Genomic DNA, 24,040 nt, shown 5'->3' on the forward strand with positions numbered 1-24,040 from the left:
CGTAATTGCCGAAATTGGCGACATAGATCCCGAAGCCCAGCGTCAGCGCCAGCCACAGCACGGTCGTCAGCAGCGATCCCGGTGTCAGCCAAGCCCACTGAGCCTGGTCGCGATCCGGGCCATAGCGATACAGGCTGGCCGCCGCCGCCGCGCCGACCGCCGCCATCACCAGATAGGACAGCAGCTTGCCGATCAACAGCACCGGCGCCGGCAGGTCGGGCAGCACGCTTTCCAGGTGCCCCAGCGCCGCGATGGCCACCATCGCCAGGATCGCGGTCACCACCGCCCCCACCGTGATCGCCAGCGCCAGCGCATTCAGCCGCACGAACCCACGCGTCTCCTCCTGTTCATACGCGATGTCGAGCGCGGTGATGATCGCGCTGGCCGCCTTCATCGCACCATAAAGCGCAAGCCCCAGCGCGAGCGCCAGCCCGAACCCCTTCTTGCCGCCCGACGTGGCGACCACGTTCAGCAATTGCTCCCCCACCAGCCGGGCGGCATCGGCCGGCATGACCGCGGTCAGCGCGCGGATGTCGTGCAGCACCGTCGCCGGATCGGCGATCAGGCCATAGCTCAACACCACGGCACCCAGCAGCGGCACGATCGCCAGAAACGCGTAGAAAGCGACGCCGGCGGCGATCAGCCCGATATTGTCGCGGCCCGTTTCCTGATAGGTGCGGACCAGCACGTCCTTCCAGCCGCGGGCGGGCATGGCCAAGGGCGAAGTGGCGGTCCGGCCGCGGGGGTCGCGGTCGCGGGGCGGGGCTGCGGTCATGACGATTCCCTTGTTCGATCCCGCCTCAAACCGGCCTCGTCGCGCTTACGTTCCCACCTGTAAACTCCGGAGGAACGCGGCCAGCGGCGGATCGATCACCACCGGCCGCCGGGTCACCCGGTCGACATAGACATGCACGAACCGGGCTTCCGCCACCGGCACGGCCGCCCCCTCGCGGAACAGGCCGATTTCATATCGCACGCTCGACCGGCCGATATGGCCGACGCGGATGCCCGCATCGATCCGGTCCGGGAACGCGACCGGCGCCAGAAACCGGCACGCACTGTCCACCACCAGCCCGATCCGGTCGCCGCCGCGTATGTCCAGGACGCCGCCCTCGATCAGCAGCCGGTTCACCGCGCTGTCGATCCAGGCATAATAGACGACGTTGTTGACGTGGCCGTAGACGTCATTGTCGCCCCAACGCGTGTCGATCGACACGGAACGACGATAGGCGCCGCGCGGTTCGGGGGCTGGTCGGGGATCGGTCATGCGGCAGGCTCCGGTTGCACCACCACGATATCCCGCGCCATAGCCCATGCAATCACCGCAAAAGGCCCGACCCATGGAAATCCGCGCCGCCGTCCTGCGCAACCGCACCGCCACCCGCCCGTTCGCGGACAGCCGCCCGCTGACGATCGAGACGCTGACGCTCGACGCGCCCGGGCGGGACGAGGTGCTGGTCCGCATCGCCGCCGCCGGCCTGTGCCATTCCGACCTTTCGGTCATCGACGGCGCCCGCCCGCGCCCGCTGCCGATGGCGCTGGGTCATGAAGCGGCAGGCACGGTGGTCGCGGTCGGCCCCGGCGTCGACGATCTGGAACCCGGCGATCCGGTTGTCCTGGTCTTCATGCCCAGTTGCGGTCACTGCGTCCCCTGTGCGGAGGGGCGGCCCGCGCTGTGCGAACCCGGCGCGCGCGCCAATGGCGACGGCACCCTGCTGTCGGGCGCGATCCGGCTCCAGGACGCGGCGGGCGAGGTCCACCATCATCTCGGCTGCTCCGCCTTTGCCGATCACGCGATCGTCTCGCGGCGCTCGCTGGTGAAGATCGACGCCGACCTGCCGCTGGATATCGCCGCGCTGTTCGGCTGCGCGGTGCTCACCGGCGTCGGCGCGGTCGTCAACACCGCGGGCCTGCGCGCGGGGCAGACCGCCGCCGTGATCGGGCTCGGCGGGGTCGGGCTCGCGGCGCTGCTCGGCACGCTGGCGGCCGGCGCGGCGCAGGCGATCGCGGTGGACCTGTCGCCCGAAAAACTGGCCGTCGCCCGCGATCTCGGTGCCACCGCCACCATCGACGCGCGCGATTCGGATGCGGTGGCGCAGGTCCGCGCGCTGACCGGCGGCGGCGTGGACGTCGCGCTGGAAATGGCGGGATCGGCGGCGGCGCTCACCAGCGCCTGGGGCATGACGCGCCGCGGCGGCACCACCGTCACCGCCGGCCTGCCGCCCGCCGGCACCGCGCTGCCGATCGACATCGTCGGGCTCGTCGCCGAAGAACGCACGCTGAAGGGCAGCTATATCGGCACCTGCGTCCCCGCGCGCGACATCCCCCGCTACATCGCGCTCTACCGCGCCGGCCGGTTGCCGGTCGATCGGCTGCGCTCGCACACGGTGCCGCTCGACCGGATCAACGAGGCCTTCGACCGGCTGGCCGACGGCCATGCCATCCGCCAGATCATCCGGTTCTGATCGATCCGGGATCGGCGCGCTTCAAACCCGCCCGACCGGCACCACCATCCGCTGCCCCGCCACGTCGCCGACCCACGCCGCGACGCCGTAGACCGCCGCCAGCCGCTCCGGCGTCAGCACCGCCTCCGGCCGGCCGTCCGCCGCCAGCCGCCCCGCGTCCAGCAACAGCAGCCGGTCGCAGAAGCGCTGCGCCATCGCCAGATCATGCAGCACCACCACCACCGTCATCCCCTCCCGCGCCAGCCCCGCCAGCAGGGTCATCACCTGCAGCTGATGCCCGGGATCCAGCGCGGTCAGCGGCTCGTCCGCCACCAGCACCGGCGCCTCCACCGCCAGCGCGCGCGCCAGCAACGCGCGCGCGCGCTCGCCCCCCGACAATTCCGTCGCGGTCCGGTCCTGCAACGCCAGCACATCGGCGCGCGCCATCGCCCGGTCGACGGCCACACGGTCCGCAGCCCCGATCCGGGACAGCGGCCCCAGCCGCGGCAAGCGCCCCAGCGCCACCAGCCGCGCGACCGACAAGGGCCATTCCAGAACCTGCCCCTGCGGCAAATAGGCGATCGTCCGCGCCCGCGCCGCCGCCGGCATCGCCGCGACATCGCGTCCGTCGATCCGCACCGCCCCCGCCGCGGCCGGCACCAGGCCCAGCACCGCGCGCGCCAGCGTGGATTTGCCGGCGCCGTTGGGCCCGATCACCCCCACCAGCTGCCCCGGCGGCAGCATTGCGTCGATGTCGATCAGCACCCGCCGCCCGCCCAGCTGCACCGCCAGCCGCTCGATCCCGATCGTCACCATAACCGTCGCGCCTTCAACAGATGGTGCAGGAACACCGGCACGCCCAGCAACGCCGTCACCACGCCCAGCCGCAATTCCTGCTCGGTCGGGATCGCCCGCACCAGCATGTCGGCCGCGGTCAGCAGCACCGCCCCGCCCAGCATCGACGGCAGCAGCGCCGACGACGGTGCGCGGTCGGTCAGCGGCCGCACCAGATGCGGCACGATCAGCCCGACGAAGCCGATCGCGCCCGAAACCGCGACCGCGCCGCCCACCCCGATCGCCACCCCCGCCAGCATCCGCACGCGCGCCGCGCCCAATTCGATGCCCAGCGTCCGTGCGGCATCCTCACCCAGCGACAGCGCGTCTAGGGCGCGCCCGTCCCACAGCAACAGGACCGCCCCGATCAGCAGGCATGGCGCCGCAATCAGGACATGACGGAACGACCGATCCTCCAGCGACCCCATCAGCCAGTTCATGATCTCGACCGCGGCGAACGGGTTGGGTGCGAAGTTCAGGGCCAGGCTGATCCCCGCCCCCGCCAGCGTCGCCACCGCCACCCCGGCCAGGATCAGCGCCAGCGGCCCCGCCGCCTTGCACGACAGCAGGATCAGCGGCAGCAATCCGACCACCCCGCCCAGGATCGACAGCAGCGGCAGGCTGGCCACGCCCGCGAAATCGACACCGTAGTACAGCGCGACCACCGCCCCCAGCGCGGCGGCGTTCGACGTGCCCAGCACCGATGGTTCGGCCAGCGGATTGCGCAGATAACCCTGCAACACCGCCCCGCTCAGCGCCAGCATCGCCCCGACGCCCAGCGCCAGCAAGGTCCGCGGCAGGCGCAGGTCGATGACGATCGTCGCCGCCACCGCATCGCCGCGCCCCAGCACGGCGGCCAGCACGCGCGGCAGGCCCAGCGCCACCGGCCCCATAGCCAGGGACAGCAACGCCAGCACCAGCGCCGCACCGCCCAGCCCCGCGATCAACAGCATCGGACGAACCGGGATAAGTGGTCTTGTCGACATGCGTGTCCTGAAATCCGGCGCCCGGCCTTGTCACCGCCGGCGTCCGCCGCCATCGATAGCGGCATGTTCGGCCCGCGCCATCCCCTGATGCTGATCGCGGTGCTGCTGATCGCCGCCGCGCCGGCCCCGCATCGCCCGCGTCGGATCGTCTCGCTCAACCTGTGCGCCGACCATTTCCTGATCCCGCTGGCCGATCGCGGGCAGATCGCCGCGCTGACCCGGTTCGCCCGCGATCCGGAGATTTCGGCCGAAGCCGCGCGCGCCGCGCACTATCCCGTCAGCCGCGGGACCGCGGAGGAACTGCTCGCGCTTCGTCCCGATCTGGTCATCACCAGTCCGTGGCGCCGCGCGGCGATCGCCGAATTGCTGCGGGGTCGCGGCGTCGCGATCGCCGACGTGCCCGATGCGCAGGATTATGCCGGCATCCGCGCCAATATCGCCACCGTCGCCGCGCTGGTCGGTCATCCCGATCGCGGCACCGCGCTGATTGCGCGCATGGATGCGCAGCTGGACGCGCTCGGCCCGGCGCGGGGGCATGGCCGCACCGCCGCCTATTGGCAACGCCGCGGTTTCCTGACCGGCGCGGGCACGCTGGTCGACGATCTGCTGCGCCGCGCGGGGCTGGCCAATCTCGCCACCCGACTGGGTCGCCCGGCGCTGTCGCGGCTGTCGCTGGAGGAACTGGTCGCGAACCCGCCCGACTTCCTGTTTGCCGAGGCCGGACCGGTCCGCGACCAGGGCACCGAACTGCTCACCCATCCCGCCGTGCTGCGCGCGGTGCCGCCGCGCCGGCGCCTCCACATTCCCGGCGCGCTGATCGCTTGCGCCACACCGGCCTATCCGCGCGCCGTCGCGAACATCGCCGCGCAACTCCTGGCCGCCGATCGCATTCCCACCAGGGCACGTTCGCAGTAAACGCATCGCCGCATGCCAGATTTCAGGAGCCGCACCGCATGACCGATACCCCATCCGTCCTCGTCACCGGCGGCGCCGGCTATATCGGCAGCCATGCGGTGCTGGCGCTGCTGGATGCGGGCCGCAGGGTGGTGGTGCTCGACAATCTCGTCACCGGCTTCGCCCATGCGGTCGATCCGCGCGCTGCGTTCGTCGAAGGCGATGTGTCGGATGCCGAACTGGTCGCGCGCGTCATCGCCGATCACCGGGTCGCCGCGATCCTGCATTTCGCCGGATCGGTCGTGGTGCCTGAATCGGTCGCCGATCCGCTCAAATATTATCGCAACAACACCGCCGCGACGCGCAGCCTGATCGAAAGCGCGGTCAACGGCGGGGTGAAGCATTTCCTCTTCTCCTCCACCGCCGCCACCTATGGCACGCCGGAACGCGTGCCGGTGCAGGAAGGCGATCCGAAACGCCCGATCAACCCGTACGGCATGTCGAAACTGATGTCGGAACTGATGCTGGCCGATGTCGCCGCCGCGCATCCGATCAGCTATTGCGCGCTGCGCTATTTCAACGTCGCCGGCGCCGATCCGCAGGGCCGCGCCGGCCAGTCGACCGCCGGCGCCACCCACCTCATCAAGATCGCGTCCGAAGCCGCGCTGGGCAAGCGGCCCGCCGTCTCGGTCTTCGGCAGCGATTTCGACACGCCCGACGGCACCGGCGTCCGCGACTATATCCATGTCACCGACCTGGCCGACGCGCATCTCCACGCGTTGCAGGCGCTGGAGGCATCACCGGGCGAAAATCTGACGCTCAACTGCGGCTATGGGCGCGGTTTTTCGGTGTTGCAGGTGCTGGACGCCGTGGACCGCGTCGCGGGCGTCACGCTCGACCGGCGGATGGAACCGCGCCGCGCCGGCGATCCCGCCACGCTGATCGCGGACAACAGCGCGATCCTCGCCCGCCTGCCCTGGCGCCCGCGCCATGACGATCTCGACCTGATCGTCCGTCACGCGCTCGCCTGGGAAGGCAGCGTGCGGCAGGGGGCATGACCGTCGCGGTCCTCCGCGCCGCGGCGCTCGGCACGGTGCCGCACGGTTTCCTGGGGCGGCAGGGCGGCGTCTCCACCGGCCTTCACGCCAGCCTGAATGTCGGCCTCGGTTCCGATGACGATCCCGCCGCCATTGCCGAGAACCGCCGCCGCGCGGTCGTGGCCGTCGCGCCCGATCGTACCCTGATCACGCTGCACCAGGTCCATTCCGCCGATGCCGTGACGGTGACGCATGCGATCGCCGACGACGCCCGTCCGCGCGCCGACGCGCTGGTCACCGACCGCCCCGATCTGCTGCTCGGCATCCTGACCGCGGATTGCGTGCCGGTGCTGTTCGCGGATGCGTATCGCGGCATCGTCGGCGCCGCACATGCCGGGTGGAAAGGCGCGCTGACCGGCGTCACCGACGCCACGATCGCCGCGATGGAACGGCTCGGCGCGGACCGCGGCGGCATCGTCGCCGCAATCGGCCCCTGCATCGGTCGCGCCTCCTATGAGGTCGACGACGGATTTCGCCTGCGGTTCGAGGCGGACGATCCGGAGAATGAACGCTTTTTCCGCGAAGGCCGGCGTCCGCTCCATCACCAGTTCGATATCGAGGCCTATGTCGTCCACCGGCTCGGGCAGCACGGTATCACCCGGATCGAGGCGCTCGGGCGCGACACCTATGCCGATCCGCTGCGTTTCTTCAGCTTTCGTCGCGCCACGCATGCCGGCGAACCCGGCTATGGCCGCCAGATCAGCCTGATCGGTGCCCCGGCGCCCTGAACGATCACACCGCCATTCCCCGTCCCTGCGTGAGGCTGCCATGTCCGACGATACCGTTCCCACCGAAGCCGATCTCACCGGCGCCACCCCGCGCCGCCGGCCGAAGCAGCAGCCGCTCGACATCGATGGCCACCGGCTCAGCCCGTCCACGCTGATGATGGGGCATGGCTATGATCCGATGCTGTCGGAAGGATCGCTGAAACCGCCGATCTTTCTGACATCCACCTTCGTCTTCGAATCGGCGGCGGCGGGCAAGCGCCATTTCGAGGGCGTGACCGGCAAGCGGCCCGGCGGGGCGGAAGGACTGGTCTATTCCCGCTTCAACGGTCCCAACCAGGAAATCCTGGAGGACCGGCTCGGCATCTGGGACGATGCGGAGGATGCGCTGACCTTCTCGTCCGGCATGGCGGCGATCGCGACCGTGCTGCTGGCGCATGTCCGCCCCGGCGATGTGATCGTCCATTCCGCGCCGCTCTATGCCGCCACCGAAACGCTGATCGGCAAGATCCTCGGCCGGCTCGGCGTGCAATGGCTCGATTTTCCGGCGGGCGCGACCCGCGCCGACATCGACGCCGTCCTCGCCCGCGCGCAGGCCGCCGGCCGGGTCGCGCTCGTCTATCTCGAAAGTCCCGCCAATCCGACCAACGCGCTGGTCGATGTGGAGGCGGTGGTCGCCGCGCGCGACACCGTCTTCGCGGATCTGGAGGCAAAGCCGCCGGTCGTCATCGACAACACCTTCCTCGGCCCGCTCTGGCAGAAACCGTTGCGGCAGGGGGCGGATATCGTGCTTTATTCGCTCACCAAATATGCGGGCGGCCATTCCGATCTGGTCGCCGGCGCCGCGGTCGGGTCAAAAGCGCAGATCGATCTGATCCGCACGATCCGCAACACCATCGGCACCATCACAGATCCCAACACCGCCTGGATGCTGCTGCGGTCGCTGGAAACGCTGGAACTGCGGATGACCCGCGCGGGCGAAAATGCGGCGCGGGTCTGCGCCTTCCTGCGCGACCATCCGAAGGTGGAACATGTCGGTTATCTGGGCTTCCTCGATCCCGGCGGTCGCCAGGCCGATATCTACCGCCGCCACTGCACCGGTGCCGGCTCGACCTTTTCGCTGTTCCTGCGCGGGGGCGAGGCGGAAAGCTTTCGCTTCCTGGACGCGCTCCGCATCGCGAAGCTGGCGGTCAGCCTGGGCGGTACCGAAACCCTGGCCAGCCACCCCGCCGCCATGACCCACCTGTCGGTGCCCGATGCGCGCAAGCAGGCGCTGGGGATCACGGACAATCTGGTCCGCATCTCGATCGGCGTGGAAAATGCGGACGACCTGATCGCCGATTGCGACCGGGCACTGCGCGCGGTCTGATCGCCGGCGGGCGGGTCCGATCACCCGCCCAGCTTGGTTTTCAGCGCGGCCAGCCCGGCAAAGGCGTTCGGCTCCTCGACGACCGCGTCCTCCGCCTTCACGCCCGCCGCGCGCAGCACCGCGTCGGCATCCGGGCTGCGGGGAAACGGGTCGAGCGCCAGCGCCAGCGTTTCCGCCACCGCCTCGCCCAGGTCGACCGCCGCGCCATCGTAGGGCACCACGTCCAGGTCGGCGGCATCCAGCTCGACCTCATCGCCGTCGACCGTCAGCGCGGGTACGAATTTCAGCGAAAACGGCTGCAGGACCGTCACCGGCAACTCCACGCCCGTCGCGGCGCAGGCCTGCACCACCGCGGCGGACAGCTCGCCCGACACGAACACCTCCGTACCCTTGCGGATGCAGCTGGCCGATGCCTCCAGCCGGTCGATCGCCACCAGGTCGAACCGGGTCGCCAGCGCGGCCCGCTCCCCCGCTTCCGCGGCGATCGCCTCCTGCCGCCCCATCTCGCCGATCGTATCGATTCGCACCGGTCGCGAAAACTCCACCGCCGCGCTCATGCGATGTGCCCGCCCATCAGCTCCACGACCGACCGGCATGCCATGCCCGCCTCTACCCGCCGCAACCCGCCGGCGACATAGGCCACCGCCGCAGGTCCCGGGTCCACGCCGCGGTACAGGTTGCGGACCAGCGCCGTTTCCAATGCCCCGTCCTCCGCCGCCAGGGCGGTGCGATACGCGGTCAGCCGCCCACCCAGCGCCGATACCATCTTGCCGATATGCTTGCCGACCACGACGTCGCCGACCCCGGCTTCGCGCAACTGTCCGTCCATGTCGTCGACGAACGCCTCGGTCAGTCGGGTCGCGGCGGCGTTGCCGTGTTCGGGATCGCGTTCCAGCCGGATCAGGGCGATGGCCGTCACCGCCGCCACCATGTCGAACCGCCCGTCCATCGTATCCGGCACCCGCCCGTCCAGGTACCAGCCCGGCCGGCGCGCGGCCGCGACGATCGCGGCATAGAGCGCGTCGGCATCGGCCCCGAAATTGCGGGACTTGAAAAAGCTCTTCAGGAAAGACACTGTTGGCACCTTCAATTGGGATCGGTCGCTTGCGGCCGGGGGCTCCCGGCCATATTGAGGCGTCGGCCGGCGGATGCAATCGCGTCCGCAGCTTCGCGTATAGGGTTCGCCCATCCTCCGGGAGAGTTTTTTATGACGGCATTCATCCACCGGCTCCGCACGGTTTCGGCCGTGGCGCTGGCGGCACTGGTGCTGACCTCCGGCTGCGCCCGGATCCGCGATCACAAGGGCTATGTTCCCGACAACGCGCTGATCGCCACGATCGCGCCCGGCGTCGACAATCGCGCCTCGGTCGAACGCACGCTCGGCCGCCCCAGCTTCGTGGGGCAGTTCGACGACAGCGTATGGTATTATCTGTCGCGCAACACCAACCAGCTGGCGTTCGGCAAGCCCAAGCCCGTCGATCAGATGCTGCTTGCCGTCCGTTTCGACGGTGCCGGCAACGTCGTTTCCGCCACCCGCACGGGCAAGGAAACGATCGCGTCGATCTCGCCCAATGGCGACAAGACCCCCACGCTCGGCCGCCACACCAGTTTCTTCAGCGAACTGTTCGGCAATATCGGCCGCGTCGGCGCATCGGGCCAGGCGGCGACCACCGCGGACAACCCGACCGGCAACTGATCCGGCCGCTCCCCTCCGCCTGGCCGGGGGAGTGGGACGCTGACCCTGATTATATAAAATCATCGCTGTCCCGGCGGCTATTCTCTGTTAGCACCGCGGCATGACGCCGACCGCCGCCACCTCTGCCGCCCGCGAAATCCTGACCCGGCTGCATGACGTGATGGCCGCGCGCACCAATGCGCAGGCAAAGCTCAACCAGGTCGTCAACATCATCGGCGAAGCGCTGACAAGCGAGGTCTGCTCGATCTACCTGCTGCGCGACGGATCGCTCGAACTCTACGCCACGCGCGGGCTGAACCAGGATGCGGTCCACGTCACGAAGCTGTCGCTGGGCGAAGGACTGGTCGGCACGATCGCCGATCATTGCGAGACGCTTAACCTGGACGAAGCGACCAGCCATCCCGATTTCGCCTATAAGCCGGAAACCGGCGAGGACCTGTATCACAGCTTCGCCGGCGTCCCGATCGTCCGCCGCGAACGCGCGGTGGGCGTGCTGTGCGTGCAGCATGAGGCGTCGCGCCGCTACGACGATGTCGAAATCGAGGCGTTGCAGACGGTCGCGATGGTGCTGGCCGAACTGATCGCCGGCGCCGGCCTGATCGACGAGGCCGCGACCGCGGGCCGCGACGCGCGGCAGATCGGTCCGATGCGCTTGACCGGCCTGAAACTGGTCGCCGGCATGGGCCGCGGCCATGCCGTGTTCCACCAGCCGCGCGTCGTGATCGAACACAGCATCGCGGAGGATACCGAAGCCGAGCGCCACCGCGTCTATTCCGCGTTCCGCCAGATGCGCGAACAGATTGACCGCATGATGGGCCAGGCCGAATTCGGCGTGGCGGGCGAGCATCAGGACGTGCTCGATACCTATCGGATGTTCGCCTATGACGAAGGCTGGAGCCGCCGGATCAACGAGGCGATCGACAGCGGCCTGACCGCGGAGGCAGCGATCGAGCGGGTGCAGCAACGCACCCGCACCCGCATGCGATCGATCAGCGATCCGTTGCTGGCGGACCGGATGCACGATCTGGAGGATCTGTCCAACCGCCTGCTCCGCATCGTATCCGGGCAACTGGGCACGGCCGCGCAGATGGGTCTGCGCCGCGACTCGATTCTGGTCGCGCGCAATCTCGGGCCGGCGGAACTGCTGGAATATGATCGCCGCCGGCTGAAGGGCGTGATCCTCGACGAAGGTTCGCTGACGGCGCATGTCATCATCGTCGCCCGGGCGATGGGGGTGCCCGTGCTCGGCCGTGTCGCCGACATCCGCACCACCATTTCCGAAGGCGACGAACTGCTGCTCGACGCGCAGGAGGGGGAGGTGCTGGTCCGCCCGACCCCCGCGATGGAGGAGGCGTTCGAAGGCCGGCTGGTCGTCACGCAGAAACGCCGCGCCGAATTTGCGGCGATGCGCGACCTGCCCGCCATCACCACCGATGGCCGCCGGATCGCGCTGATGGTCAATGCGGGCCTTGCCGACGATGTCGCCGCTCTTGACGTCACCGGCGCCGACGGCATCGGCCTGTTCCGCACGGAGTTCCAGTTTCTCGTATCCGCCACCCTGCCGCAGCGGGAACGGCAGCAGCGGCTCTACCGCGACGTGCTGGACCGGGCCGGGGATCGCCCCGTCATCTTCCGCACGGTCGATATCGGGGGTGACAAGGCGCTGCCCTATATGAACCACAATGCCGGGGACGAGGAGAATCCGGCGATGGGCTGGCGCGCCATCCGGCTGGCGCTGGAACGCGAAGGCCTGATGAAGGTGCAGGCCCGCGCGCTGATCGAGGCCGCGGCCGGCCGCACGCTCAACGTCATGTTCCCGATGATCTCGGAACCGTGGGAGTTCGATGCGGCCCACACGCTGTTCGAAAAGCAGCGTGCCTGGGTCCAGTCGCGCGGCCGTCCCTTTCCGACGCAGATCCGCTACGGCACCATGCTGGAGGTGCCGGCGCTGGCCGAAGTGCTCGACATGCTGTTGCCCCGGCTCGACTTCCTGTCGGTCGGGACGAACGACCTGACCCAGTTCCTGTTTGCGGCCGACCGCGCAAATCCGAAGCTCGCGGAACGCTATGATTGGCTTTGCCCCGCCATTCTGCGCTTCCTGCGCCGCGTGACGCGCGAATGCGATACGGCGTCCGTGCCGATCGCGGTCTGCGGTGAAATGGGTGGCCGCACGCTGGAAGCGATGGCGCTGATCGGGCTGGGCATCGAACGGCTGTCGATCACGCCCGCGGCGATCGGCCCGGTCAAGGCGATGATCCGCACGCTTGATGCCGGCGCGCTGCGCGCCGAAATGGCGGGGTGGTTGAACGCGCCATCGGCGGACCTGCGCGGCGTGATCCGCGATTGGGCGCTACGGAATGATGTTGCGATCGGTTGAACCGAGCGACGATCATTTGACTTGAGCCGCATGATACGGTGACAAGGTGCCGGGTATTGCGCGGATCGCGTGGGCGAAACGGGGGCTGCGGGAGTCTACATGGAAGATGGCGTAACGGGCAGGACAGACGGCGTCGCCGCGCCGATCGGCGAACGTCTGGCCGCCGCACGGCTGGCGGCGGGTCTGTCGCTGGAGGATATCGCGGCCGCCACGCGCATTCCCACGCGCCATCTCGCCACGATCGAGGCGGATGGAACCGAAGGTCTGCCCGCCATCCCCTATACGCTTGGCTTCGTGCGCAGCTTCGCGCGGCAGGTCGGGCTCGATCCGGAAGCTGCGGCGATCGAATATCGCGCGCGCATCAACGCCGCGCCGTCGACGCGCTATGTCGCGCCCGAACCCTATGAACCCGCCGATCCGGCCCGCGTGCCGCCGCGCTGGCTCGCCATCATCGCGCTCTGCGTCGCGCTGGTGATCGCGGCCGGCTATGCCGTCTGGCGCAACCGGGAAAATGACGGCGCGCGCGTGGCCGCAACCGCGTCCGACGCGCCGCCCGCGTCCACCACGCCGGCGCAGACCGCCGCCGCCCAGCCGCCGCCACCCGCCGCAACCGGGCTGGTCAGTGTCACCGCGATCGCGCCGGTGTGGGTCAGCATCTATGAAAAGAACGGACCGAAGCTGTTCGAACGCGAAATGGCGATCGGCCAGACGTTCGAAGTGCCCGCCGCCGCGGTCGATCCGCGCCTGCGCACCGGCCGGCCACAGGCGCTGGCGATCAAGATCGGCGATACGCCGGTCGGCCCGGTCGGCCGTCCCGAACGCCTGCTGGTCGATCAGTCGCTGAAGGCCGACGCGCTGCGGAACGTCCCGGCTGCGGCCGATCCCGCGCCGCAACCGATCACCCCGCTGGTCCCGCAGAACAGCAGCGCGCCCGTCGCCGGGCCGGGTGCTTAAGCTCCGCGACAGCTACCGCGCGCTATGGCGTCGTCCCTTGGCGCACCCTTGCCTGGAAGAGCTTATCCGATGCGAATTCCGCTGATCCTCTCGCTGCTGGCGACCGTCGCCACCCCTGTCGTCGCGCAGACCAGCGCGCCGGTCACCGCCCGCGTCGATCGCCTGGAAAAGGAGATGCGTGCGGTGCAGCGCAAGGTTTTCCCCGGCGGCGCGGGCTATGTCGAACCCGAAATCACCGCCCCCGCCGCACCGGTCCAGGCCGGCAACGCCTCCGCCCCGATCACGGATCTCACTGCCCGCGTGTCCTCGATGGAACAGGAACTGGCGCGGATGACCGGTCAGGTCGAACAAAATGGCTTCCGCCTGCGCCAACTGGAGGAACAGCTGACACGCCTGCGCACCGAAACCGGGACGCGGCTGGATACGCTGGAGCGCGGCGGTGCCGGCGCCGCGCCCGCTGCGCTGCCGGCCCCCGCCCCGGCGGCGGACGCCGACCCGGGCGAAACCGCCGCACCGCCTGCACCCTCCCCCGCACCGGCGGCCGCGGGGTCGGACGGCGACAGTGCGGAGGCGGCCTATCTGGCCGGCTACCGCCTGTGGGAGCAGAAGAATTATGCCGATGCCGAAACCGCATTGAAGGCATTCGTCGCGAAATATCCGCAGTCGCGCCGCGCCAGCTACGCGCAAAACCTGCTCGGCCGCACCTATCTGGACGACGGAAAGCCCGCGGCGGCCGCGGTTGCTTTCCATGCCAACTATACCAAGAATCCCCGCGGCGAACGGGCGCCGGACAGCCTCTATTATCTGGGGCAGGCGCTGACAAAGCTCGACAAGCCCAATCTGCCCAAGGCCTGCGAAGCCTATGACGCACTGCTCCGCGAATATGGTGGCACCATCAACCAGGCGCTGAAGGACCGCGTCGCCAAGGCCCGCACCGACGCGAAGTGCAAGACAGCGGGAGCTTAGGTAAGGATAACGTCCCGATTTTCCAGGAGCCTTCCGGGATACGGCCAGGACCTGGCACTTCAAAGGTTGCGACCCATGCCGGACGCCATCACCGCATTGCGGGATCACCTCGCCGGCCATCCCGCCCTCACCCCATTCGCCGTCGCGGTGTCAGGCGGGCCTGACAGCCTGGCGCTGCTGCTGCTTGCCCAGGCCGTGCGGCCCGGCGACGTTCATGCCGCCACGGTCGACCACGGCCTTCGCCCCGACAGCGCGGCGGAAGCCGCCACGGTGGCGCGCCTCTGCGCGGATCGCGGCATTCCTCATCATACCCTGCGCGCCACCTGGTCTCCCGCCCCCGGCATCGGCCTCCAGGCGCAGGCCCGCGCGTATCGCTACGGCTTGCTCGACACCTGGTGCCGGGAACAGGCGATCCCGCTGCTGCTGACCGCGCACCACCGCGACGATCAGGCCGAAACTCTGCTGATGCGGCTTGCGCGCGGTGCCGGTCTGTCGGGTCTTGCCGGCGTGCGCGAACGCCGGCCGTTGCAGGCGGAGTCACCGGTCACGCTCGCCCGTCCGCTGCTGGACGTCGCCAAGGCCGATCTTGCGGCATTCGTCGCCGGACAGGGGCTGACCCCGGTCGATGATCCCGCGAACCATGACCCCCGCCACGATCGAACATGGACACGTACTTTTCTGGGCCGGACGCCCGCACTCGATCCAGCGCGACTCGCGGCCAGCGCGCGCCATCTGGCGGAGGCCGAAACCGCGCTGGAATGGACGACGGCCAAGGAATCGGAGGCGCGAATCCATCATATTGATGCCGAGACACTGTTTCTCGACCCGACCGGGTTGCCCGAGGAACTGCTTCGTCGGCTCGTGCTGCGGTGCCTGCACGCGCGGGATATCACGGCCAACCCGTCCGGGCCCTCACTTAAGCGGTTGATTGAACGCCTGAAATCGGGGAATGCCGCCACCTTGGGCGCCACCGTCGCCCGCGTCGAACCGTGTGGCTGGATGTTCCGCCCCGCCCCCCCGCGTCGTCCAACCCGCAACACCCATTGATCATCGCTGTTCCATTGCCATTAACGCGTCCGTGCCTATCTTGGTCGCATAGATCGGAGTGGGCATGAACGACGACAAGGAACCGCAGCCGCAGGGCAATCCCTGGATGAAGAGCGTGGGCATCTGGGCGGGCATCCTGCTCGCGCTGGTCCTGTTCGTATCCGTGTTCGACGGCGTGTCGCGGACCCCGCCGGGCGAGAATATTGCCTATTCGGAGTTTCTGGGTCGCGTCGATGAAGGCACGGTTCGTTCGGTCGAAATCGCCGACAAGCAGATCAGCGGCACCACCACCAACGGGACGGCATTCCGGACCTATGCCCCGGACGATCCCACGCTGGTCCAGCGGCTCCAGAACAAGAATGTCGTGTTCCGGGCCAAGCCGGAGGAACAGGCCAGCATCTGGATGATCCTGATCTACCAGTCGCTGCCATTCCTGCTGATCCTTGGCATCGCCTTCTTCGTGATGCGGCAGATGCAGAAGAATGCCGGTTCGGGCGCGATGGGCTTCGGCAAGTCCAAGGCCAAATTGCTGTCCGAACGCCAGGGCAAGGTGACGTTCAACGATGTCGCCGGCATCGACGAAGCGCGCGAGGAATTGCAGGAGATCGTCGATTTCCTGAAGGATCCCAGCAAGTTCGCGCGGTTGGGCGGCAAGATCCCCAAGGGTGCACTGCTGGTCGGATCGCCCGGCACCGGCAAGACCCTGCTCGCCCGCGCGATTGCTGGTGAGGCCGGCGTCCCCTTCTTCACCATTTCCGGATCGGACTTCGTCGAAATGTTCGTCGGCGTCGGCGCCAGCCGCGTGCGCGACATGTTCGAACAGGCCAAGAAGAACGCGCCCTGCATCGTGTTCATCGATGAAATCGACGCGGTCGGTCGTCATCGCGGCGCAGGGCTCGGCAATGGCAATGACGAACGCGAACAGACGCTCAACCAGCTGCTGGTCGAAATGGACGGGTTCGAGGCGAACGAAGGCATCATCATCATCGCCGCCACGAACCGGCCCGACGTGCTCGATCCTGCGCTGTTGCGGCCGGGCCGCTTTGACCGCCAGGTCGTCGTGCCCCGCCCCGACATCGACGGGCGCGAAAAGATCCTGGCCGTGCACATGAAGAAGGTGCCGCTGGCGCCCGACGTCGATCCGCGGGTCATCGCGCGCGGCACGCCCGGCTTCTCCGGCGCCGATCTGGCCAATCTGGTGAACGAGGCCGCGCTGTTCGCGGCGCGCATCGGCAAGCGCCTGGTCGCGATGAGCGAATTCGAAGCCGCGAAGGACAAGGTCATGATGGGCGCGGAACGCCGTTCCATGGTGATGACCGAGGACGAGAAGCGGATGACCGCCTATCATGAGGCCGGCCACGCCGTCGTTGCGCTCCACGAACCGGCGTCGGATCCGATCCACAAGGCGACGATCATCCCGCGCGGGCGTGCGCTCGGCATGGTCATGCGCCTGCCGGAACGCGACAGCTACAGCTATCACCGTGACAAGATGTACGCGAACCTGTCCGTCTCGATGGGCGGCCGCGTCGCGGAAGAAGTGATCTTCGGCTATGACAAGGTGTCGTCTGGAGCCTCGTCGGACATCGAATATGCGTCCGGCCTGGCGCGCGACATGGTGACCCGCTGGGGCATGTCGGATGCACTGGGGCCGCTGCAATATGCGGAACCGCAGGGTGAAACGTTCCTCGGCTATTCCTCCAGCCAGCCGATCCGCATGTCGAACCAGACCGCGCAACTGATCGATACCGAGATCAAGGCGATCGTCGAAGGCGCCTATAACCGCGCCAAGCAACTGCTCAGCGATCATGTCGACCAGCTCCACGGGCTTGCCCATGCGTTGCTGGAATATGAAACGCTGAGCGGCGACGAGATCAAGCGCGTGCTGGCTGGCGAGACGATCGAACGCGACGATCCGGCCAAGCGGCGGGCGCTGCCGATCGGCATGGGCGGCTCCTCGATCCCGAAGAGCAAGCGCCCCGGTGGCTTCGGCGGCGCGGCCCCGCAGGGCGCCTGATCGCCGCGCACAGGATATCGGGACCAGGACGACAGGCCCGGCGATGCTTCGCCGGGCCTGTTTGTGTGTCGACATGCCGGCGGACGTTCAGTCCGCCACGCCCAGATACAGCAGCAACAGGAAGAACAGGCTGGACGTCACCGTCACGACCGCCAGCAGGCACAGCGTCCGCCAGCCCGCGCTGAACCGCGGCAGCGCATAGCCGTAGCGCAGCTGCTTATACATGTGGATCGGCGGTACGGTGGCGAGCGCGATCCAGCCGATCGCGCGCCCGGTCCCACCGAACGCCGCCGCCAGCAATGTCGCCGCGACCACCAGCAGAGACATGAACGCAATCGAATAGGTGGCGAACACCGCATGGTCGTAAAGCCCGAACCGCCGCTTCCACGCGAACATCAGCCAGAGGAACGGCAGCGACAGCGGGATCAGGGCCCAGCTATATTTATAGCCCGCGCTCTTCATCTTGTAGAACATCAGCTTGGGGTTTTCGCGGGCATGCGCCACCTTGCGGCCGATCCAGTCGTCGACGTCCGCGATCGTCGGCATCGGCCCGCCCTCCGCCCTGGCTACCTCCCGCGGGCTCGCCTCCGCGTCGCGCGGCAGGAACTTCTCCGCAATGGCAAGCCCCTTGCGATCGTCCGCCAGGCTGGCCAGTCGCCGGTCGATCGCCTCGGTGGGCGTGCGCTGCCGCACCGCCACCACGCGGTCGGCCTGTAACGTCGCGACCTCGGTATCGATCGTCCGACGCGATGCGCCGATCTCGCGGCGGGCATCGTTCATGCCGCTCCCCAGGCCGGATGACAGGTCGCCGGCGGGATCGCTCCGCCCGGCCAGCCCCGATATGTTGGAAACGATCGCGAACATCAGGAACACCGAAAACAGGAACATCGCCATCGGCGTCACGAACTTCGTGCGTTCTCCGTCGATATAGCGCCGCGTCAGGTGCCCGGGCCGAAACGCCAGCAACGGCAAGGTCGTCCAGAACTTGCCATCGAAATGGAACACGCCGTGCAGCACGTCATGCGCGAAGCCCATCATGTCACGGTGCAGATGCGCGGCCTGGCCACATTGCTGGCAATGGCGACCGGTCAGGGCCGCGCCGCAATTCGGGCAGGGCTGCCCCGCATGCCCGTCGTGCGCGGTTCCGCCGCCGCTTCGCCCGTCCAGTTCGCGTGCGATCACGCCGCCTGTCAGCACCGCGCCCACATCGTCGATCCCGTCCATCATCCCCGCTGCCCCCCGAACGCGCACCCCGAGCAGAAATGCCCGATCGCCGCCACGGCGTCGAGACGGGTTCGCAACCCATGCGCCACCTGCTAGCGCGATCGGCATGGACGTCACCGAAGCCACCGCGCTGATCGCCGATATGGGCCGGAAGGCCCGCGCCGCCGCGCAGATCCTGTCGCGCGCTCCGACCGCTCAGAAGGCCGCGGCGTTGCGCGCGGCCGCCGCCGGGATCCGGGCACGCGCGATCCCGATCCTGGCCGCGAACGCCGCCGATATGGCGCGCGCCACGGAAAGCGGGCTCGCCCCTGCCCTGCTCGATCGGCTGCGGCTGGACGAGGACCGGCTGTCCGGCATCGCCGCTGCGCTGGACGCCGTGGCGGACCTGCCCGATCCGGTCGGTCAGGAGATGGATCGCCGCATGCCCGCCAACGGCATCGTCCTGACCCGCGTGCGCGTGCCGCTGGGCGTGATCGGGATCGTGTATGAAAGCCGCCCCAACGTCACCGTCGATGCCGGCGCGCTCTGCCTGATGTCCGGCAACGCCGTCATCCTGCGCGGCGGATCGGAGGCGGCGGACAGCAACGCCGCGCTGCACCAGGCGCTGGTCGCCGGCCTGGTTGCCGCCGATCTACCGTGCGATGCGGTGCAACTGGTCGCCACGCGCGATCGGGCCGCGGTCGGCGCCATGCTGGCCGCCGCGGGTCTGATCGACGTGCTGATCCCGCGCGGTGGCAAGGCGCTGGTGGCGCGGGTTCAGGCGGATGCCCGCGTGCCCGTGCTCGCCCATCTGGACGGCAACAACCATGTCTATGTCCATGCCGCCGCCGATCCCGCCATGGCAAGGGCGATCGTCATCAATGCCAAGCTGCGGCGCACCGGCGTCTGCGGCGCGATGGAAACGCTGCTGATCGACAGCGGCTTCCCCGCCGCCCCGGCATTGCTCACCGCGTTGCTCGATGCCGGCTGCGCCCTGCGCGGTGACGGCCGGGCGCAGGCGCTCGATACCCGCGTCACACCGGCGTCGGCCGAGGATTGGGACACCGAATATCTCGATGCGATCGCCGCGGTCGCGATCGTCGATGGCCCCACCGCCGCAATCGCCCATATCGCCGCCCATGGCTCCGGCCACACCGACGCGATCCTGACCGAGGATCGGGCCGCCGCGGATCGTTTCCTGGCACAGGTCGACTCCGCCATCGTCCTCCACAATGCCTCGACGCAGTTCGCGGACGGCGGCGAATTCGGGCTCGGCGCGGAAATCGGCATCGCCACCGGCCGCCTCCACGCCCGCGGCCCGGTCGCGCTCGAAGGCCTCACCACCTACAAATGGCTCGGCCGCGGCACCGGCCAGGTCCGCGCTTGAAGGGCGCGCGGCCGCGGTATAGGTTTGCGTGATGGGCAAGATGAACGATATCCGGACGCAGGTTGACGACGCGATGATGGTCGACCTTGACCGTCTGGCAAAATCGATGGATCGCAGCCACGAATCGCTGCTGTACTATGCGTTGGAAAGACTTCTCGACGAGGCCGCCGAGCGCGCGTTCATTCAGGAGGGTATCGATTCTGCCGAGAACGAACCGATGATTCCGCATAAGCAGATGGTGCTTGAAATCGAAGCGATGATCACTGCTCATCGCGCGCGATGCGTCGGCTGAACTGGACCGCCCAATCCCGGCGTGACCTGTATATCATCAACGGCTGGCTGGCCGAACATGCCGATCCGCACATCGCCATCGATATCGTGACCCGGATTCAGGATCGCACGACGTTCCTTATGGCCTATTCTTTTGCCGGAGCGCCGGATGACATCGACACGCGCCGCCTTCGCGTCGCGAACACCTCCTATCTAATTCTCTATCGCGTTCCGTCTGACGATCTGATCGACATCCTGCGCATCCGTCATGACCGTCAGGATCGCGTGAAGCCCGTCCGCTCGTCTTGAAACGCATCGGCCTGCTCGGCGGCTCGTTCAATCCGGCGCATGGCGGGCACCGCGCGATCAGCCTGTTCGCGATCGCGGCGCTCGGGCTGGACGAGGTGTGGTGGCTGGTCTCGCCCGGCAACCCGCTGAAGTCCGCGGCCGGCATGGCGCCGCTCGGTGCGCGGCTGCGATCGGCGCAGGCGCTGGCCCGGCGCGCGCCGATCCGCGTCACGGCGATCGAACGGGATCTCGGCACGCGCTATACGGTCGACAGCGTCCATGCGCTGATCCGCCGCTATCCAAAGCATCACTTCATCTGGATGATGGGTGCGGACAATCTGGGCCAGTTCGCGCGGTGGCGGGACTGGCGTGGGATTGCGCGGGCGCTGCCCATTGCCGTGATCGCCCGTCCGGGATATGATGGTGATGCCCAGGCCGGTCCGGCGATGGGTTGGCTGCGGCGTTTCGTCCGACGCGCAGACCATGCTGAACGGTGGACGGACTGGAGACCACCGGCGCTCGTGCAGCTGCGCTTTCGCCCCGATCCCCGATCCGCGACCGCGGTCCGCCAGGCCGCCCCAAACTGGCATCTTGCCCATATCGGACGCCCTGCCCGCGATGCCGTGACGCGTCGCCTGCGGGATGGTCCTCGTCACCACGTCTAGGAGGTTTCTTGCCCGCATCCCCCGCCCCGAAGAGCGCCGTTCCCGTCCGTACGCCGGACGAGTCGATCGACGCGCTTCACCGGATCATCCTCGCCTCGCTGGAGGACGACCAGGCGATCGAAACCGTCTCGATCCCGCTCAGCGGCAAATCGACGATCGCCGACTATATGGTGGTGACCTCAGGCCGCTCCACGCGCCAGGTTGCGTCGATGGCCGCAAAGCTGGCCGAACGGATCAAGGCCGAAACCGGCCGCCCCGTCCGGACCGAGGGTCTGCCGACCGCGGACTGGGTGTTGCTGGACGCCGGCGACATCATCGTTCACCTGTTCCGGCCGGAGGTGCGGTCCTTCTACAATCTGGAACGGATGTGGGCGTTCGGCGAGGCACCGGCGGTGGCCGGTCCGACGCATGAACCGTTCGAGGACTGACGCCTGCTCCTCCACATCGTCGCGCGCGGCCGCATCGGCCGTGGGCCGGAAGCGGAGCTGGTCGACCGCTATCTGAAGCGGATCGCCGGGCCTACCCGGGTCACCGAATTGCCCGACACCGGCGGTCGCATGCCGCCGCGCGCGCCTGCGACCAAGCTGGTCATGCTCGACGAGACGGGCGATCAGATCGGCTCCCTGGCCTTTGCGACGCTGATCGGTCGCTGGCGGGATGACGGCATCCGCGAATGCCGGTTCCTGATCGGTGCCGCCGATGGTTTCGACGATGCGGCGCGGGCCGAGGCGGATCAGCTGATCGCGTTCGGCCGCGCGACCTGGCCGCATCTGCTGGCGCGTGCGATGCTGGCGGAACAGCTGTTCCGTGCGACATCGATCCTCGCCAACCACCCTTATCATCGCGAAGGGTGATGACATCGGCGCTGGCCCCCAAGCCGAAAGTAGAACGCCGCATCCTGGGATTTGCGCTGATCGCGCTGATCGCGGCGCCGCTCGCGGCCCAAAGCGTGATGGAGCAGCGCGCCGCCCTGTCCCATGCGCAACGGGATGCCGCAACGGCGGCCGAACGCGCCGCCCGTTATGAACAGGCCGCCGCGCGGGCCACCGATGCCGCGGCACGGGCCCGCCGGGCGCAGGTTGCCGCCGCCGCCCGGATCCAGTCGGCGGAAGCGGACATCGCGGCGGCCCGCGCACGCCTGCGCCTGATCGATCTGCTCCGCGCGCGGCACCGCGCCCGGCTGGCGGTGGTGCAGGCGCCGATCGTCCGGCTGACCGCCGCGCTCCAGACGCTCGCCCGCCGCCCGGCCGCGCTGGCGCTGGTGCAACCCGGATCGATCGACGACATCATCCATGTCCGCGCGCTGCTGGCTGCGGGCCTGCCGGAAATCCGTGCCCGATCGGTCGGTGTCCGCCGAGAACTCGCGATCGCCGATCGCCTGCGGGGTGCCGCGGATCGCGCCACCGCCGCCCTGCTTGCCGGCCGCGACCGGCTTCGCGCCGAACGCGTCGCGCTGACCCGCGCGGAGGCGACGGCCCGCGCGCGATCGGCACAACTGGCCGATGCCGCCATGTTCGAACAGGATCGGGCGCTGGCCTTGGGTGAACAGGCGCGCGACATCGCCACGCTGATGGATCGGCTCGACGCGCAGGCCAGCCGGCGTGAACGGCTGGCGGCGCTGCCCGGACCGATCCCGCGCCCGGTCGTGCCCGGTCTGGCACCGCCGCCCGCCACGGTCGCGGCAATCCCTATCCGCCCGCCCCGCTACCGGCTGCCGGTCGTCGGCCGGGTCCTGGCCGGGCTGGGGGAGGTGTCCGATGCCGGCGTCCGCGCGCGCGGACTGACGCTGTCGACGGCGCCGCAGGCCCAGGTCGTTGCCCCCGCCGGCGGCCGGATCGCCTTTGCCGGTCCGTTCCGCGGCTATGGCCGGATCGTCATCGTCGATCATGGGGGCGGCTGGACCACGCTGCTGACCGGGCTGGCCAGCGATACGGTGGCGGTGGGGGACCGGGTCGACGCCGGCAGTCCGCTCGGCACCACCCCCGCCGCGCGGCCGATCGTGACGCTGGAGTTGCGCCACGACGGCCGACCGGTCGATATTACCCCGCTGCTGGGCGGTTGAACCCCGTCGGCCAGCCTTCGTTCAGCATCGATCGCCGACTATCGCGATCGGCACTTACCTTGTATCCTGCACGCATCGCCTGATGGAAAGTCTCGTCCTCCTATGACCAAGGCCCTGTTGCGTCCCCTTCTCCTCGTCGGCGCCGTCGCGCTGGTCCCGGCCGTCACCGCCGGCATGGCGGCGACCGATGTTCAGACCTATCGCGAACTCGACCAGTTCATGAACGTGTTCGAACGCGTTCGCGCGGAATATGTCGACAAGGTCGATGACAAGACGCTGATCAAGGGCGCGATCGACGGCATGCTCGCCAGCCTCGATCCGCACAGCTCCTATCTCGACGCGCGCGATTTCCAGAATATGAAGACGCAGACCGATGGCGAATATGGCGGTCTCGGCCTGACCGTCGGCATGGAGGATGGCGCGGTCAAGGTGCAGTCCCCGACCGAGGATTCACCCGCCGCCCGCGCCGGAATCAAGTCCGGCGACTATATCACGCATCTCGATGGCAAGCTGATCTACGGCGGCACGCTGGACGAGGCGGTCGACAAGATGCGCGGTCGCCCCGGCACCGCCGTTCGCCTCACCATCGTCCGCCCCGGCCGCGACAAGCCGTTCGACGTGACGCTGACGCGTGAGATCATCCAGCTCAAGCCCGTGAAGTGGGAGGTGAAGGGCCAGGTCGGCGTGGTCAACATCAACACCTTCAACAAACAGACGTCGGACGCGGTGAAATCCGCGCTGGTATCGATCGACAAGGCCCTC

Annotated in this window: 26 protein-coding genes; 19 read left to right on the forward strand and 7 right to left on the reverse strand. The window is 68.8% G+C overall.

Translation table 11 applies throughout. The features are described from left to right. The coding region (locus VF649_RS13070; protein ID WP_331012395.1) for a YihY/virulence factor BrkB family protein at nt 1–775 on the reverse strand (775 nt) is incomplete at its 3' end. 45 nt (nt 776–820) lie between these two features. Then, entirely contained in the window at nt 821–1,267 is a 447-nt protein-coding gene (locus tag VF649_RS13075) for a thioesterase family protein (protein WP_331012396.1), read from the reverse strand. 73 nt (nt 1,268–1,340) lie between these two features. On the opposite strand from VF649_RS13075, the gene VF649_RS13080 reads away from it, so the two are divergent. After that, complete coding sequence (locus VF649_RS13080; RefSeq protein ID WP_331012397.1) at nt 1,341–2,465, forward strand: zinc-dependent alcohol dehydrogenase family protein; 1,125 nt, start codon at nt 1,341–1,343, stop codon at nt 2,463–2,465. A gap of 21 nt (nt 2,466–2,486) precedes the next feature. On the opposite strand, the gene VF649_RS13085 is transcribed toward VF649_RS13080, so the two are convergent. Beyond that, on the reverse strand, nt 2,487–3,260 hold the full coding sequence (locus VF649_RS13085) for an ABC transporter ATP-binding protein (protein WP_331012398.1): 774 nt from the start codon (nt 3,258–3,260) through the stop codon (nt 2,487–2,489). Continuing rightward, nucleotides 3,254–4,231, reverse strand: a complete 978-nt coding sequence (locus tag VF649_RS13090; protein ID WP_331012399.1) for an iron ABC transporter permease — start codon at nt 4,229–4,231, stop codon at nt 3,254–3,256. The genes VF649_RS13085 and VF649_RS13090 overlap by 7 nt, the downstream gene beginning before the upstream one ends. 96 nt (nt 4,232–4,327) lie before the next feature. On the opposite strand from VF649_RS13090, the gene VF649_RS13095 reads away from it, so the two are divergent. The 4 genes from VF649_RS13095 to VF649_RS13110 are packed head-to-tail and all read left to right on the forward strand — an operon-like array spanning nt 4,328 to nt 8,349. Continuing rightward, entirely contained in the window at nt 4,328–5,179 is an 852-nt protein-coding gene (locus tag VF649_RS13095; RefSeq protein ID WP_331012400.1) for an ABC transporter substrate-binding protein, read from the forward strand. Nucleotides 5,180–5,217: 38 nt separating this feature from the next. Then, nucleotides 5,218–6,216, forward strand: coding sequence for a UDP-glucose 4-epimerase GalE (galE, locus tag VF649_RS13100; RefSeq protein ID WP_331012401.1), 999 nt, complete (start codon nt 5,218–5,220; stop codon nt 6,214–6,216). Further along, the gene (pgeF, locus tag VF649_RS13105) at nt 6,213–6,983 is read left to right on the forward strand and encodes a peptidoglycan editing factor PgeF (protein ID WP_331012402.1); all 771 of its coding nucleotides are present in this window, start codon (nt 6,213–6,215) and stop codon (nt 6,981–6,983) included. The genes galE and pgeF overlap by 4 nt, the downstream gene beginning before the upstream one ends. Nucleotides 6,984–7,023: 40 nt before the next feature. Beyond that, complete coding sequence (locus VF649_RS13110) at nt 7,024–8,349, forward strand: cystathionine gamma-synthase family protein (RefSeq protein ID WP_331012403.1); 1,326 nt, start codon at nt 7,024–7,026, stop codon at nt 8,347–8,349. Nucleotides 8,350–8,369: 20 nt separating this feature from the next. Here VF649_RS13110 and VF649_RS13115 read toward each other — a convergent pair whose 3' ends face one another. Beyond that, nucleotides 8,370–8,894 (reverse strand): DUF177 domain-containing protein, encoded by a 525-nt coding sequence (locus VF649_RS13115; protein ID WP_331012404.1) that lies wholly within the window; start codon nt 8,892–8,894, stop codon nt 8,370–8,372. Nucleotides 8,895–8,902: 8 nt separating this feature from the next. Continuing rightward, complete coding sequence (locus VF649_RS13120; RefSeq protein WP_331012405.1) at nt 8,903–9,424, reverse strand: ubiquinol-cytochrome C chaperone family protein; 522 nt, start codon at nt 9,422–9,424, stop codon at nt 8,903–8,905. A gap of 132 nt (nt 9,425–9,556) precedes the next feature. On the opposite strand from VF649_RS13120, the gene VF649_RS13125 reads away from it, so the two are divergent. The 6 genes from VF649_RS13125 to ftsH all read left to right on the forward strand — a co-directional run bounded on the left by VF649_RS13125 (nt 9,557) and on the right by ftsH (nt 17,403). Further along, nucleotides 9,557–10,045 carry an outer membrane protein assembly factor BamE gene (locus tag VF649_RS13125; RefSeq protein ID WP_331012406.1) on the forward strand — a complete coding sequence of 163 codons (489 nt, stop codon included), beginning with the start codon at nt 9,557–9,559 and terminating at the stop codon, nt 10,043–10,045. A 100-nt stretch (nt 10,046–10,145) separates the two neighbouring features. Further along, complete coding sequence (gene ptsP, locus VF649_RS13130; RefSeq protein ID WP_331012407.1) at nt 10,146–12,422, forward strand: phosphoenolpyruvate--protein phosphotransferase; 2,277 nt, start codon at nt 10,146–10,148, stop codon at nt 12,420–12,422. 99 nt (nt 12,423–12,521) lie between these two features. After that, entirely contained in the window at nt 12,522–13,376 is an 855-nt protein-coding gene (locus VF649_RS13135) for a helix-turn-helix domain-containing protein (RefSeq protein ID WP_331012408.1), read from the forward strand. 69 nt (nt 13,377–13,445) lie between these two features. Next, complete coding sequence (locus VF649_RS13140; RefSeq protein ID WP_331012409.1) at nt 13,446–14,342, forward strand: tetratricopeptide repeat protein; 897 nt, start codon at nt 13,446–13,448, stop codon at nt 14,340–14,342. Nucleotides 14,343–14,417: 75 nt separating this feature from the next. Further along, nucleotides 14,418–15,389 carry a tRNA lysidine(34) synthetase TilS gene (gene tilS / locus VF649_RS13145; RefSeq protein WP_331012410.1) on the forward strand — a complete coding sequence of 324 codons (972 nt, stop codon included), beginning with the start codon at nt 14,418–14,420 and terminating at the stop codon, nt 15,387–15,389. 64 nt (nt 15,390–15,453) lie between these two features. Next, nucleotides 15,454–17,403: an ATP-dependent zinc metalloprotease FtsH gene (gene ftsH / locus VF649_RS13150; RefSeq protein ID WP_331012411.1), complete on the forward strand. Its 1,950-nt coding sequence runs from the start codon at nt 15,454–15,456 to the stop codon at nt 17,401–17,403. 87 nt (nt 17,404–17,490) lie between these two features. On the opposite strand, the gene VF649_RS13155 is transcribed toward ftsH, so the two are convergent. Further along, nucleotides 17,491–18,630 carry a DUF3667 domain-containing protein gene (locus VF649_RS13155; protein WP_331012412.1) on the reverse strand — a complete coding sequence of 380 codons (1,140 nt, stop codon included), beginning with the start codon at nt 18,628–18,630 and terminating at the stop codon, nt 17,491–17,493. Between the two features lie 103 nt (nt 18,631–18,733). Here VF649_RS13155 and VF649_RS13160 point away from each other — a divergent pair, with 103 nt between their 5' ends. From VF649_RS13160 to VF649_RS13195, 8 genes are all read left to right on the forward strand, one after another. Further along, the gene (locus tag VF649_RS13160; RefSeq protein WP_331012413.1) at nt 18,734–19,993 is read left to right on the forward strand and encodes a glutamate-5-semialdehyde dehydrogenase; all 1,260 of its coding nucleotides are present in this window, start codon (nt 18,734–18,736) and stop codon (nt 19,991–19,993) included. Nucleotides 19,994–20,021: 28 nt separating this feature from the next. Next, nucleotides 20,022–20,285 (forward strand): hypothetical protein, encoded by a 264-nt coding sequence (locus VF649_RS13165; RefSeq protein ID WP_331012414.1) that lies wholly within the window; start codon nt 20,022–20,024, stop codon nt 20,283–20,285. Then, a complete protein-coding gene (locus VF649_RS13170; protein ID WP_331012415.1) occupies nt 20,273–20,572 on the forward strand; it encodes a type II toxin-antitoxin system RelE/ParE family toxin in 300 nt (99 codons plus the stop codon). Before VF649_RS13165 ends, VF649_RS13170 begins: the two co-directional genes overlap by 13 nt. After that, nucleotides 20,569–21,216: a nicotinate-nucleotide adenylyltransferase gene (locus VF649_RS13175; RefSeq protein WP_331012416.1), complete on the forward strand. Its 648-nt coding sequence runs from the start codon at nt 20,569–20,571 to the stop codon at nt 21,214–21,216. Before VF649_RS13170 ends, VF649_RS13175 begins: the two co-directional genes overlap by 4 nt. 8 nt (nt 21,217–21,224) lie before the next feature. Next, complete coding sequence (gene rsfS / locus VF649_RS13180; protein WP_331012417.1) at nt 21,225–21,644, forward strand: ribosome silencing factor; 420 nt, start codon at nt 21,225–21,227, stop codon at nt 21,642–21,644. A 3-nt stretch (nt 21,645–21,647) separates the two neighbouring features. Then, entirely contained in the window at nt 21,648–22,070 is a 423-nt protein-coding gene (locus tag VF649_RS13185) for a 23S rRNA (pseudouridine(1915)-N(3))-methyltransferase RlmH (RefSeq protein ID WP_331012420.1), read from the forward strand. Next, nucleotides 22,070–23,278, forward strand: coding sequence for a murein hydrolase activator EnvC family protein (locus tag VF649_RS13190; RefSeq protein ID WP_331012418.1), 1,209 nt, complete (start codon nt 22,070–22,072; stop codon nt 23,276–23,278). Before VF649_RS13185 ends, VF649_RS13190 begins: the two co-directional genes overlap by 1 nt. Before the next feature lie 102 nt (nt 23,279–23,380). Then, nucleotides 23,381–24,040, forward strand: a 660-nt coding sequence (locus tag VF649_RS13195; protein ID WP_331012419.1) for a S41 family peptidase, incomplete at its 3' end; no start/stop codon positions are given.

The organism is Sphingomonas sp., from assembly GCF_036387535.1.
In the GTDB taxonomy this organism is placed as follows: domain Bacteria; phylum Pseudomonadota; class Alphaproteobacteria; order Sphingomonadales; family Sphingomonadaceae; genus Sphingomonas_R.